A 13,919-nucleotide genomic window follows, 5' to 3' on the forward strand; every position below is an offset into this window, starting at 1 on the left:
TTGCATACGAAGAGTTCTTTGAAGGTTACGCAATGCGCAGAAGGATGATGCAGTAGATAACTAACTAAATCGTAACCTATTACTATCATGAGCAATTAACCTACGCTCATTTCCAATAAATTACACTCTTTTCGTAACTTAACATAACAAATATACTATGAATTTGTTCATGTACAAGCTATCTCACCAATATTTTTTTCAATTCCTCCATACCGTCCGAAGCGCCTTTGCGTATGGCATACACTTTTCGGTCCGAAGCTATAGGCACTTCTTTGGGATCTATTAAATAGACAGGGACATCACGGGGCACATAATTTAACAATCCGGCTGCTGGATATACATTTAAAGAAGTCCCTATAATCAAGAAAACATCAGCCGTTTCGACATACTCAATCGCCTTTTCAATCATGGGTACAGACTCCCCGAACCACACTATAAAAGGACGAAATTGCGAGCCGTCAGCAGCAAGGTCTCCTATCTTTACCTCAAATTCTTCCGGCTTCAATTCTTTTATATAGTTAGGATTATTGGGTTGCAAAGTAGAAGTAACTTTCGTTAACTCGCCATGTAAATGAATCACATGACTGCTACCGGCCCGTTCATGTAGATTATCAACATTTTGAGTAATAACAGTTACATTAAAATACTTCTCCAGTTCAGCTACTAGTTCATGTCCCCGGTTCGGCTTAACCTGCAACAACTGTTTACGACGCTCATTGTAAAACTGAATCACCAACTGAGGATTCGCAACATACCCTTCGGGAGTAGCCACCTGCTCCACAGGATATTGATCCCATAGTCCTCCCGCATCACGAAAGGTACTAATACCACTCTCGGCACTCATTCCGGCACCGGTCAGAATCACTAAATTCTTCATTTTTAGCCTCCTCTTTAAACTAGACACACAAAAATAAGAAAAATTAAATTGTTAAAATCATAATCATTCAAATAAAAGACCTACCTTTGTGCGTTTTGTAGAAAAACATCTTATAAAATAAACAGTTATGGATAAATTTAGTTACGCTATCGGCCTGGGAATCGGCCAAAATTTGCTGAGCATGGGTGCTCAAGGTATCAATGTGAATGACTTTGCTCAGGCAATTAAAGACGTATTAGATGGAAAAGAGACAGCTATCAGTCATAATGAAGCGCGCGAAATCGTGAACAAATATTTCGAAGAACTGGAAGCTAAAATGAATGCAGCAAATATTGAAAAGGGCAAATCTTTCCTGGAAGAAAATGCTAAAAGACCTGAAGTAGTAACACTCCCCAGCGGCTTGCAATATGAAATCATCAAAGAAGGTAATGGTAAAAAGCCGGGGGCTACCGACCGTGTGAAATGTCATTACGAAGGTACATTGATTGACGGAACATTGTTCGATAGTTCTATCAAACGCGGTGAACCGGCTGTATTCGGTGTTAATCAAGTGATTAAAGGATGGGTAGAAGCCTTGCAACTAATGACGGAAGGCTCTAAATGGAGATTATTCATTCCCTCGGAATTGGCCTATGGCGCACAGCAAGCCGGCGAAATGATTCCTCCTCACAGCACATTGATTTTCGATGTAGAATTAATTGAAGTATTATAATATTAAAGTATTTAAGGCAAATGAAAAAAATTAGTTTTTTTGTAGCTATCGCTGCCGCTGCCAGCTTAGCATCTTGTACAGCTCAGGCACCAAAAGCAAACATGAAGAATGATGTAGACTCACTTTCTTATATGATGGGTGTTGCTAATACACAGGGATTGGATATGTATCTTCAACAACAAGGCGTTGACAGTACTTACATGGCAGAATTCCTTAAAGGTGTTACAGACGGAGCCAACAAAACAAGTCCCAAAGACGTTGCATATATGGTAGGTCTGCAAGTCGGACAGCAAGTAGGCGGACGTATGTTTGACATGATGAGCCAACGCTTATTTGGCAACGATTCTACTCAAAGCTTGGATAAAGCAAATTTCCTGGCAGGTTTTGTCGCAACTCTGAAAAAGCAGAACGTTATGCCTGTAGAAGAAGCCAACATGTTTGTTCAGACTAAAGCAGAAGCTATTCAGGCAAAAGCTACGGAAGCCAAATATGCAGACAACAAAGCCGCAGGAGAAAAATTCTTGGCTGAAAATGCAAAAAAAGAAGGTGTAAAAACTACTCCCAGCGGTCTTCAATACAAAGTTATCAAAGAAGGTAAAGGTGCCATCCCTACCGATTCTTCAACTGTAAAAGTAAACTATAAAGGTACTTTGATTGACGGAACTCAGTTCGATAGTTCATACGACCGCAAGGAACCCTACACTACTCGTGCTAACCAAGTGATCAAAGGATGGACAGAAGCCTTGACTATGATGCCGGTCGGTTCAAAATGGGAACTTTATATTCCGCAAGAACTGGCTTACGGTTTACATGGTACCGGCCAAATCAAACCTTTCTCTGCTTTGATTTTCGAAGTTGAATTGATTGATATCGAAAAGTAATCAACCAAAAATAATTCTATAAAAAAGCGTGGGTTCGTACAGATACTCACGCTTTTTATATCACTACAATGAGATATAAAAAGAACAGCACTATTTCTTCTCTTTCATATCTGTCCGTGCCTCAACTACATTAACTATATAGTCACCCAGCTTTTCACATTCACCGATAAGATCCATATAGTGCACACCCATCTGATAATCATACTCCTTATTGTTCACATCCAGCACATTCTGATTCTTCAGCTGGCTACGATAGTTGTTTATCTCATTCTCAAGATTAAAAGATTTATTCACATCCACTTGATGCCCCTCATCCTCCACCAAAGACACCATTTGATTCAAAGCATCATCAGTCAGTTGGAACATCTGATGAATATGGCTATACTGTTTCTCGGTAAAGTCTTCATTACCCCGATATTTATGGTTAATGGTACGCGCAAGGTTATAGCAACTGTCGCCAATACTTTCTATCTCCGTCACCTCACGCAACATGGCACGAATCTTCAATTTGCTTTCAGAACTCAAGCGACCTTCAGACACCTGATTCAAATAATTGGCAATCTCCAATTCCATATTATCACTAATATTCTCATACTTTTCAATGCGGCTGAAAAGCTTATTGAAATCATTTTCATTCGATGTATGAAGCAAGTCACGTACCATACCAAACATACGGCGGGTACGTTCAGCAAATAAATTGATCTCTTTACGAGCCTGAACAATAGAAAGTTCGGCCGTCGACAACAGTCCACCGGTAATAAAGCGCAGTCGGAATTCTTCTTCATCTTCTTTAGGTTTGATTACCCAACACACTATCTTCTCTATCGGTTTAATAAACCAAATAAGAATCAGCACATTACAAATATTGAATGCTGTATGAAAGGCAGAAAGCTTATAAGTAATAGCCACCTCAGGATTCCCCCCGGGAAAAAGATGTTCAACCATATCACTTACCATATTGACAAACGGATGGAAGATACACAATATCCATATCACACCAAACGTGTTAAAGATAAAGTGTGCCAATGCTGCACGCCTCGCCTGAGCATTTGCTGTCAATGCAGCAATATTCGAGGTTACGGTCGTACCGATATTCTCACCCATTACCAAGGCTATACCCAAATACAAGTCAAGCACACCACTCGAACAAAGAATCAAAGTAATAGCCATTACTGCCGCCGATGATTGGGCACACATAGTTATGATACTGCCAATCAAAAGGAACAACAGGATAGACAAAAATCCCCACTCTTTGCAAGAAGTAATGAAACCAAGGATTGCCGCATTATGTTCCAAATCCATGTGCATAGCATTTTCACGCAATGTCGTCAATCCCAAGAACATAAATGCAAAGCCAAATATAAATTCTCCAAAAGACTTTTTCTGGCTTTTATTAGAAAAAATAAGAGGAACGGCTAAAGCAAAAAGAGGGAAAATGAGGTTATTCATGTCTATCTGAAAACCGAACACTGACATAATCCATGCAGTCACCGTTGTACCGATATTAGCTCCCATAATGACAGAAATAGCTTGAGCCAATGTCAGTAATCCGGCATTAACAAAACTAACGGTCATCACCGTAGTAGCAGTAGAAGACTGTACGGAAGCCGTTACAAACGCCCCGGTCAGCAGTCCTGTAAACCGATTGGTCGTCATTGCTCCAAGAAAATGGCGAAGTTGCCCACCTGTCAGTTTCTGCAGAGCTTCACTCATGGTCTTCATGCCATACATAAGAAGCGCCAGCGACCCTATCAGTTTCAGAAAAATAAATATAGACATTATCTCACTTTTAGTATATAACTCTCGATTTTGTCTGCCGTGTACTTTATATCCAACCTATTCTATCACGAGTGTGAATCCGGGCTTATGCTTTCTTTTCTTTCACATTACTGCCGGCTTCCACTACATTAACTACATAATCACCCAACTTTTCACATTCGGTAATAATATCCATATAGTGTACTCCCATCTGATAATCATATTCCTTATTGTTCACATCCAGCACATTCTGGTTCTTTAACTGATTGCGATAGTTATTGATTTCGTGTTCGATATTGAAAGACTTATTCACATCAATAGTATGATGTTCATCTTCTACCAACGCAATCATTTGGCTCAATGCATCATCTGTCAGCTTAAACATCTGTTCGATATGATCATACTGTTTCTGTGTAAAATCCATTTCACTGCGATGCTTGCGGTTGATGGTACGGGCCAAGTTATAGCAACTGTCACCTATACTTTCTATTTCTGTCACCTCACGAAGCATCGAACGAATCTGAAGCTTACTTTCAGAACTCAAACGTCCTTCCGAAACCTGATTCAGATAATTGGCTATCTCCACCTCCATACTATCACTGATATTCTCATACTTCTCTACACGGCTGAACAGCTTATTGAAATCATTCTCATTCGTTGTATGCAACAAATCGCGCACCATACCAAACATACGGTGAGTGCGTTCGGCAAACAGATTGATTTCTTTTCGCGCCTGTAATATAGAAAGCTCTGCCGTAGAAAGCATACCGCCTGTAATAAAACGCAAACGATATTCCTCATCCTGCTCTCTTTGAGGGATAATCTTGCAAACGGTTTTCTCTATCAACTTCACAAACCAAATAAGAATCAACACATTGCATATATTAAATGTCGTATGAAAAGCCGATAATTTAAAAGAAACAGCCACAGCAGGATCCGGCGTCTTCATTATATCTTCTACAAACCATGACACCCCCATTGTGAACGGCTTAAACAGGCATAACACCCAGATAACACCGAAAACATTAAATACCAAGTGAGCTAAGGCAGCCCTCCTGGCCTGCGTATTTGCAGTCAATGCAGCCAGATTAGCTGTAATGGTAGTACCAATATTCTCACCTAATACCAAAGCAGCACCAAGTTCAAAACTAATCCAACCATTGGCACACATAATCAGGGTAATAGCCATTGTTGCAGCCGATGCCTGCACAATCATCGTCAATATTGTACCTATCAATACAAACAGCATCACAGAGCCAAAGCCCATGTCTGTATAATTCTGCACAAAAGACAACATCTCCGGGTTTTTACTCAAGTCCGGTGCATTTGTTTTGAGTAAAGAAAGACCCATAAACAAAAAAGAGAAACCGAAAATAAACTCCCCTATGGATTTACGGTTACTCTTTCCAGAAAATAACAATGGCACACCAACAGCTAAAAGTGGGAGAGCCATTGCAGCGATATCTACCTTAAAGCCCAACGCTGATATAATCCATGCAGTTACGGTAGTACCGATATTGGCTCCCATAATTACTCCAATGGATTGGGATAATGTCAGCAGCCCTGCATTCACAAAGCTGACTACCATGACGGTAGTGGCAGAAGAAGATTGGATTAATGCTGTAATCAGCACGCCTGTTAGAACTCCGGTTACCCGGTTGGTGGTCATCGCCGTGAGAATTTTACGAAGCCTGTCACCTGCAAACTTTTGCAGGCCCTCACTCATGATTTTCATTCCGTAAAGGAATAGCGCCAGTGAACCCAGCAGCTTTAAGAAATCATAAAAAGAATATTCCATCATCAATTAATTTGGTAGGAATTGGCTTATCTCCCTTTTATTCGGTAAATTAACAGCCGATTTCACTACGTTAGTAATAAACATTACGATTATGTTACAAATATGTTGCAAAAATAACAATATTATTAAAAGTTTCCCAATTGGAAGCTCACTTTTGGATATTTATAATGGTTTTAATTTAGATATCCCCTACGGACCTGTCAGTGCCAAGGTTAATAATAAGGTAGAAGGACTCAACTACAGAGCCTATAATAATAAAGATGTAGAATTCCTGAATATATTAAGTTCCTCGGGCATGCGTACTTATGTCCGCTCGTTATGCTTTGTGCTGTGCAAAGCTGTCGAAGATCTTTATCCCGACGGAAGCATCGTGCTGGAGCATCCCGTCTCCAAAGGATACTATTGTGATTTACACATCGGCAGAGAAATAGGGTTGGACGATGTACAGCGCATCAAGAAACGTATGCAGGAAATCATTGAAGAAGATATTCCCTTCCATCGATTTGAATGTCAAACCACCGAAGTGGTAGAGTTGTTCCGCAAAAAAGGAATGATGGATAAAGTAAAACTGCTGGAAACTTCGGGCAATCTTTACTCCTTTTATTATACGTTAGGAGACACTATAGACTATTATTATGGCAGCCTGCTGCCCAGCACCGGATACATCCGCTTGTTCGATATAGTGAAATACTATGACGGACTGTTACTTCGTGTTCCCAACCGACAAAACCCCGACAAACTGGAGGAAGTTGTAAAACAAGAAAAGATGTTGGATGTATTTAAGGAACACCGTCGCTGGAATCAGATTTTAGGCATAGGCACTGTGGGCGACTTCAATGTAGTCTGCAACAATGGTCATGCTACCGACTTAATCAACGTATCCGAAGCCTTGCAGGAAAAAAAGATTTCAAACATCGCCGATGAAATCTATAATCGTGGGAAAAACGGCCGGGGAGTCAAACTGATTCTGATATCCGGTCCCTCCTCATCAGGAAAAACGACATTCAGCAAACGACTCAGCATCCAGCTTATGGCCAATGGCCTGAGACCTTATCCTATTTCGTTGGATGACTATTTCGTAAATAGAGAAGATACCCCTAAAGATGAGAGCGGCAACTATGACTATGAATCCCTCTATGCCTTGGACTTGAAGTTTTTTAATCAACAACTGGAGGCTTTGCTTCGTGGAGAGCAAGTCGAACTGCCCCGTTTTAATTTCTCCACCGGTCAACGTGAGTTCAAAGGAGACTATCTGAAGATAGATGATAATATGATACTGATTTTGGAAGGTATCCACGCACTGAACCCTGAACTGACTCCGCATATCCCGGCTGAAAATAAATATAAAATATATGTATCGGCCCTGACAACCATCTTATTGGACAACCATAACTATATCCCTACTACCGACAACCGGCTGTTGCGCCGCATTGTCCGTGACTACAAATATCGTGGATATTCGGCAGAAGACACCATCAGCCGTTGGCCCAGCGTACGTGCCGGAGAAGACAAATGGATTTTCCCTTATCAGGAAAATGCAGATGCCATGTTCAACTCTGCATTATTGTTCGAGCTTGCTGTTTTAAAAGATTATCTGGAACCTATTCTGCGGAAAGTGCCCAATAACCGACCGGAATACTCGGAAGCCTACCGCCTCCGTAAGTTCCTCGAATATTTCGTATCTGTGCAAGATAAAGAATTGCCTCCAACCTCCTTATTAAGAGAATTTCTGGGCGGAAGCAGCTTCAATTATTAATAATATTAGGATGAACCCCTAAAATTATCCCGGCAAAAAGGAAGATTATTACGATACAAATCGCTACTTTTGCCCCCAAAAATAGTAAAGAGATTATGGCACAAGGCTCACGTCAAGTACAAACACAAGCCCAACAACAAGTACAGACACTGTCACCACAACAAATCCTTGTTGTGAAGTTGTTGGAATTGCCTACCGTGGAGCTGGAAGAACGTATTCATTCTGAGATACTGGACAATCCGGCCTTGGAGGAAGGAAGAGAAACGCCCGAAAACGGGGAAGAGAGTACTGACTTTGAAGGAAATGAAGATAATAACGATAACTCGGAACCCAACGATGACATTTCACTGGGAGATTATCGTACCGAGGATGACATCCCCGACTATAAATTGCAGGAACACAACCGCAGCCGCGAAGGAGTAGCCGAAGAGATACCTTTCTCGGATGCTGTTTCCTTCTACGAAATATTGAAAGAGCAGCTTGCCATGCAAGACCTGACTGACGAACAGCGCGAAATAGCCGAATACCTGATCGGATCGTTGGATGATGACGGACTCCTGCGTAAAAGCATAGAATCCGTCATGGACGAGCTTGCCATTTATCGTGGAATCTATACCACAGAGAACGAACTGAACAAAATACTCGAAATCATTCAGGATTTCGACCCGGCCGGCATCGGTGCACGCAACCTTCAAGAGTGTCTGCTCATTCAGATCAACCGTAAAGCAGATTCCCCACTAAAACAGATAGAACTGGATATTATCGGAAAATGCTGCGATGAGTTCACCCGTAAGAACAAAGATAAAATAATTCAGAAACTGGGCATCACCGAAGAGCAATATAACGAAGCATTGGCCGAACTTACCAAATTAAACCCGCGTCCGGGAAGTTCATTGGGCGAAGCCATGGGGCGTAATTTCCAGCAGATTATCCCCGATTTTATTGTAGAAACATTCGATGACGGTACCATCACCCTCAATCTGAACAACCGCAATGTTCCCGAACTGCGCCTCAGCCGTGAGTTTACCGAACTACTGGACGAACATACACGTAACAAAGAGAATCAAAGTAAAGAATCAAAAGACGCTCTGATGTTTTTAAAACAGAAAGTAGATGCCGCACAAGGTTTTATCAATGCCGTAAAACAACGACAACACACTTTACTCACCACCATGCAGACTATCATCGACATCCAGCGTCCGTTTTTCCTTGAAGGAGACGAGTCACTATTGAAACCGATGATATTAAAAGATGTGGCAGAACGCGCCAAACTGGATATCTCTACCATCTCACGCGTCAGCAACAGCAAATATGTGCAAACAAACTACGGCATATATTCGTTGAAGTTCTTCTTCAGTGACGGCTACACCACCGAAGATGGTGAAGAATTATCCGTTCGCGAAATAAAACGCATACTAAAGGAATGTGTAGACAACGAAGACAAAGAAAAACCCTATACTGACGACGAACTGGCCGAAATACTGAAAGTCAAGGGATACCCCATTGCACGCCGCACCGTGGCCAAATATCGCCAGCAGTTAAATATTCCTGTTGCACGATTAAGAAGATAAAAATATGGAAGCAAACGAAACCACCGGTTCTTTAAAAGAGATTGGAAAAAGTGACCCGTTAGAAATAGGTTCACGCATCATATCAGGCATATTCACACCTTTTATGGTTCCATTTCTTGCCTTTTTCTTATTATTCTTTTTCACCTATTTACGCATCATGCCCCTCCAATATAAGTTGGTGGTGTTGGGTATCGTGTATTGCTTTACCATCTTGATGCCGATGCTTGCCATTTATCTTTTTCAGAAAATAAACGGCTGGGGTATCCATGAACTGGGTCATCGTGAAAAACGATTCGTCCCATACGCCCTAACCATTGTCAGCTATGTAGCCTGCCTGCTTACGATGTACAAGATTCATTTGCCACGCTATATGTCGGGCATCATTGTAGCCACACTCATCTGCATGGTCATCTGCATTGTGATAAACTTCAAATGGAAAATCAGCACCCATGTTGCCAGTAGCGGCATGATGGTAGGCGGTCTGTTGTCATACAGCCTGATCTTCAATTTCAATCCTGTATCATGGCTTTGCTTTTTCATTTTGCTATCAGGAATGCTGGGGACAGCACGCATCATCGTAAAGCAACACACATTATTAGAAGTTCTGGCAGGATTTATTGTCGGATTGTTTTGCGGTGTCATAGGAATTTTGTTTATTTGAAAAAAAAATTTTAGTATTAACCTTATAAATTAAAAGCATTATGAATTTCCCAAACAATGTAAAGTATACCGAGGAACACGAATGGATACGCGTAGAAGGTGATATCGCATACGTAGGCATTAGCGATTATGCACAAGAACAATTGGGCGACATCGTTTTCGTAGACATCACTACCGAAGGCGAGACTTTGGAAAAAGGAGAAGTTTTCGGTACTATCGAAGTAGTAAAGACTATATCAGACCTGTTCCTTCCGGTTGCAGGAGAAGTTTTAGAACAAAACGAAGCATTGGCTGACAACCCCGAACTGGTCAACCAAGATCCCTATGGCAAAGGTTGGCTGGTTAAAATCAAACCTAACGATGCAAATGACATCAATGATTTGATGGATGCCGAAGCCTACAAAGCTTTAGTAAACGAATAAAATACAGAAGAAATATTCAATGGAACCTATTGTAAGTATTATCATGGGCAGCACCTCCGACCTTCCTGTCATGGAAAAGGCTGCCAAGCTACTGGACGAGATGCACGTACCTTTCGAGATGAACGCTCTATCGGCACACCGTACACCCGAAGCAGTGGAAGAGTTTGCCAAGAACGCTGCCGGTCGTGGCATTAAAGTCATCATTGCTGCAGCAGGCATGGCCGCAGCATTGCCCGGTGTAATTGCCGCCAACACTACACTGCCAGTCATTGGTGTCCCCGTGAAAGGGTCTGTTCTCGACGGTGTGGACGCACTCTATTCCATCATCCAGATGCCTCCCGGAATTCCGGTTGCAACAGTTGCCATCAACGGTGCAATGAATGCCGCTATTCTGGCCGTACAGATGTTGGCTTTGAGTGATACAGAGCTCGCAGCTAAATTTGCAGATTACAAAACCGGCTTGAAAAAGAAAATAGTGAAAGCCAATGAAGAATTGAAAGAAGTAAAGTTCGAATATAAGACGAATTGATTCTTTACATAAGCATCGCTGAAAAGCTGCGCTATAAAAAACACGGGCAGAAAATATCCTATCCTGATTAGAAGGAAAGAATATTTTCTGCCCGAAAATTTAAAACGAACATTTACAACCTCTTTAAAGATAAGGAATTAACCATGACCGATTTATTCAACTATTCACGCCGGGAAGCCTCTGAAGTAAACATTGGAGCCACTCCGATGGGCGGTGCTAATCCCATCCGCATCCAAAGTATGACCAATACCATAACAATGGATACCGACGCTTGCATAGAACAAGCCAAACGGATTATCGATGCAGGCGGTGAATACGTGCGTCTCACCACACAGGGTGTACGCGAAGCCGAAAACCTGAAAAATATAAATATCGGATTACGTTCACAAGGCTATGACACCCCCTTGGTAGCCGATGTGCATTTTAACCCCAAAGTAGCCGATGTAGCGGCACAATACGCAGAAAAGGTACGTATCAATCCGGGCAACTATGTAGACCCGGGACGCACTTTCAAGAAGTTGGAATACACCGATGAAGAGTACGCGCAAGAAATAGAAAAGATACGTACCCGCTTCGTTCCTTTTCTGAATATTTGTAAGGAGAACCATACCGCCATCCGTATTGGTGTGAATCACGGTTCTCTGTCAGACCGCATCATGTCACGTTATGGCGATACCCCCGAAGGCATGGTAGAATCGTGCATGGAATTTCTCCGCATCTGCGTAGAAGAACATTTCACCGATGTCGTAATTTCCATCAAGGCTTCCAACACGGTTGTCATGGTAAAAACTGTTCGTCTGCTGGTAGCGGAAATGGAAAAAGAAGGCATGGCATTCCCACTTCATCTGGGTGTAACCGAAGCCGGCGACGGTGAAGACGGACGTATCAAGTCAGCTTTAGGCATCGGTGCATTGTTATCCGATGGTTTGGGAGATACCATCCGCGTATCATTGAGCGAAGCCCCGGAAGCAGAAATTCCGGTAGCTCGTAAACTGGTCGACTATATACTGGCACGTGAAAACCACCCTTTCATTCCCGGAAAAGAATCGCCGGAATTCAATTATCTCTCCCCTTCACGCCGTAAAACAAAAGCTGTGCGCAACATTGGCGGAGATAATCTTCCGGTAGTAATTGCCGAACGTTTGGAAGGAGAGAACGAAGTCAATCCACAATTCAAGCCCGATTACATTTATTGTGGACAAACAGTTCCTGAATTACGTAATAAGGAAACAGCTTATCTGGTAGATGCCGATGCCTGGAACCCTGAAGAGAAGAATGTGTATCCTGCATTCAACTATCAGCAAATGATAGAGCTACATCATACTCAGGCTGAGTTAAAATTCCTGTTCCTACCTTATATGGCAATGAATGAAGAAGTGATTGCCGCACTCAAGTTACACCCGGAAGTGGTTATCATTGCACAAAGCAATCACCCCAACCGGTTAGGTGAATACCGCGCCATGGTGCATGAACTGATGACGGAAGGACTGGAAAATCCTGTTGTATTCTTCCAATACTATCAGGAAGAAGAAGCGGAGAACTTACAGATTAAGGCAGCCGCCGATATGGGTGCATTGATTTTTGATGGTTTCTGTGACGGTATCTTCATTTATAATCAAGGTTCACTGCCACACACCGTAATAGATACTACCGCTTTCGGTATCCTGCAAGCCGGACGTATCCGCACCAGCAAGACAGAATACATCTCATGCCCCGGTTGCGGTCGCACCTTATATGACTTGGAATCGACTATTGCCCGAATCAAAGCCGCCACCTCTCATTTAAAAGGCTTAAAGATAGGCATCATGGGCTGTATCGTCAACGGACCGGGCGAAATGGCGGATGCCGATTACGGTTATGTAGGAGCCGGACGAGGTAAAATCAGCCTTTATAAGAAAAAAGAATGCATCGAAAAAAATATCCCCGAAGAGCAGGCGGTAGAGAAACTGATTGAACTGATTAAGCTGAACGGCGATTATATTGAAATATAAAATATCTGTACCATGAATTATCAGCAGATACTCGAAAATATTTATCAGGAGATACAGCCTTTTGCCGGCATCGGCAAACAGGCTGACTATATTCCTGCATTGGCAAAAGTAGACCCGGATCAGTTTGGCATTTGCATCAATACCATTCAAGGAGAAACTTTCATGCTGGGACAAGCTGACACTCGTTTCTCCATCCAGAGTATTTCGAAAGTCTTTTCACTTGCCGTATGCCTCAGCCTTGAGGGAGACGAACTATGGAAAAGAGTGGGAAAAGAGCCATCGGGCACTGCATTCAATTCCCTTGTACAGTTAGAAGTTGAAAAAGGAATTCCCCGCAATCCGTTCATCAATGCCGGTGCCATTGTATTGGCAGATATACTTTTAAAGCATCTGTCACACCCCGAAGAAGATTTCCTCCACTTTATCCGTAATATTTGTGGAAACGATACTATTAATTACAATGAAGAAGTAGCGGTATCCGAACGTGAAAAAGGTTACCTGAACGCAGCCATCGCCAATCTGCTGAAGTATCATCATAATATAGAGAATGACATCGAACGCGTTCTCCATTTCTATTTTCTCCAATGTTCTGTTGAAATGAGTTGCTATGATTTATCCAAAGCTTTTCTGGCTTTTGCCAACCACAAACAGCCATTCACATTTGGGGATATCAACCTTACTGCGTCGCAAGTGAAGCGTATTAATGCCATTATGCAGACATGCGGCTTTTATGATGAAGCGGGAGAGTTTTCTTACCTTGTGGGTCTGCCCGGAAAAAGTGGTGTGGGCGGTGGCATAGCGGCTGTTTATCCGTTACGTTATTCGGTAGCAGTATGGAGCCCGAGATTAAACCGGAAAGGAAACTCGGTTATGGGAATCAAGGCGTTGGAGCTGCTGACCACACAGACACAAGAGTCTATTTTCTAAAAAATAAAAGTGAAGAGAGAATAATATCCATTCTATC

The 13,919-nt window shown here is 42.2% G+C and carries 12 protein-coding genes; 9 read left to right on the forward strand and 3 right to left on the reverse strand.

Features of this window, described 5'->3' with window-relative positions:
• Positions 1-178: 178 nt before the first annotated feature.
• Positions 179-877: an SIR2 family NAD-dependent protein deacylase gene (locus HMPREF1534_RS03560; protein WP_005943652.1), complete on the reverse strand. Its 699-nt coding sequence runs from the start codon at positions 875-877 to the stop codon at positions 179-181.
• Positions 878-1,004: 127 nt separating this feature from the next.
• Between HMPREF1534_RS03560 and HMPREF1534_RS03555 the strand changes: the two genes are divergently transcribed.
• Complete coding sequence (locus HMPREF1534_RS03555) at positions 1,005-1,589, forward strand: FKBP-type peptidyl-prolyl cis-trans isomerase (protein WP_005943654.1); 585 nt, start codon at positions 1,005-1,007, stop codon at positions 1,587-1,589.
• A gap of 20 nt (positions 1,590-1,609) precedes the next feature.
• The gene (locus tag HMPREF1534_RS03550; protein ID WP_005943657.1) at positions 1,610-2,470 is read left to right on the forward strand and encodes an FKBP-type peptidyl-prolyl cis-trans isomerase N-terminal domain-containing protein; all 861 of its coding nucleotides are present in this window, start codon (positions 1,610-1,612) and stop codon (positions 2,468-2,470) included.
• Between the two features lie 90 nt (positions 2,471-2,560).
• On the opposite strand, the gene HMPREF1534_RS03545 is transcribed toward HMPREF1534_RS03550, so the two are convergent.
• Together HMPREF1534_RS03545 and HMPREF1534_RS03540 are read right to left on the reverse strand one after the other, a co-directional pair.
• The gene (locus HMPREF1534_RS03545; RefSeq protein ID WP_005943660.1) at positions 2,561-4,249 is read right to left on the reverse strand and encodes a Na/Pi cotransporter family protein; all 1,689 of its coding nucleotides are present in this window, start codon (positions 4,247-4,249) and stop codon (positions 2,561-2,563) included.
• Between the two features lie 85 nt (positions 4,250-4,334).
• Positions 4,335-6,026, reverse strand: a complete 1,692-nt coding sequence (locus HMPREF1534_RS03540; RefSeq protein WP_005943662.1) for a Na/Pi cotransporter family protein — start codon at positions 6,024-6,026, stop codon at positions 4,335-4,337.
• 82 nt (positions 6,027-6,108) lie between these two features.
• On the opposite strand from HMPREF1534_RS03540, the gene HMPREF1534_RS03535 reads away from it, so the two are divergent.
• From HMPREF1534_RS03535 to HMPREF1534_RS03505, 7 genes are all read left to right on the forward strand, one after another.
• Positions 6,109-7,782 (forward strand): nucleoside kinase, encoded by a 1,674-nt coding sequence (locus HMPREF1534_RS03535; protein WP_085929512.1) that lies wholly within the window; start codon positions 6,109-6,111, stop codon positions 7,780-7,782.
• A 95-nt stretch (positions 7,783-7,877) separates the two neighbouring features.
• Positions 7,878-9,353: an RNA polymerase factor sigma-54 gene (gene rpoN, locus HMPREF1534_RS03530; RefSeq protein ID WP_005943668.1), complete on the forward strand. Its 1,476-nt coding sequence runs from the start codon at positions 7,878-7,880 to the stop codon at positions 9,351-9,353.
• Between the two features lie 4 nt (positions 9,354-9,357).
• Positions 9,358-10,014, forward strand: coding sequence for a phosphatase PAP2 family protein (locus HMPREF1534_RS03525; RefSeq protein ID WP_005943671.1), 657 nt, complete (start codon positions 9,358-9,360; stop codon positions 10,012-10,014).
• Positions 10,015-10,054: 40 nt separating this feature from the next.
• Positions 10,055-10,435 carry a glycine cleavage system protein GcvH gene (gene gcvH / locus HMPREF1534_RS03520; RefSeq protein ID WP_005943674.1) on the forward strand — a complete coding sequence of 127 codons (381 nt, stop codon included), beginning with the start codon at positions 10,055-10,057 and terminating at the stop codon, positions 10,433-10,435.
• A gap of 19 nt (positions 10,436-10,454) precedes the next feature.
• On the forward strand, positions 10,455-10,964 hold the full coding sequence (gene purE, locus HMPREF1534_RS03515; RefSeq protein ID WP_005943677.1) for a 5-(carboxyamino)imidazole ribonucleotide mutase: 510 nt from the start codon (positions 10,455-10,457) through the stop codon (positions 10,962-10,964).
• Positions 10,965-11,107: 143 nt separating this feature from the next.
• Entirely contained in the window at positions 11,108-12,955 is a 1,848-nt protein-coding gene (locus tag HMPREF1534_RS03510; protein ID WP_005943679.1) for a 4-hydroxy-3-methylbut-2-en-1-yl diphosphate synthase, read from the forward strand.
• A gap of 12 nt (positions 12,956-12,967) precedes the next feature.
• On the forward strand, positions 12,968-13,882 hold the full coding sequence (locus HMPREF1534_RS03505; RefSeq protein ID WP_005943682.1) for a glutaminase: 915 nt from the start codon (positions 12,968-12,970) through the stop codon (positions 13,880-13,882).
• The last annotated feature ends 37 nt before the right edge of the window (positions 13,883-13,919 follow it).

It is taken from the genome of Phocaeicola massiliensis B84634 = Timone 84634 = DSM 17679 = JCM 13223, assembly GCF_000382445.1.
In the GTDB taxonomy this organism is placed as follows: domain Bacteria; phylum Bacteroidota; class Bacteroidia; order Bacteroidales; family Bacteroidaceae; genus Phocaeicola; species Phocaeicola massiliensis.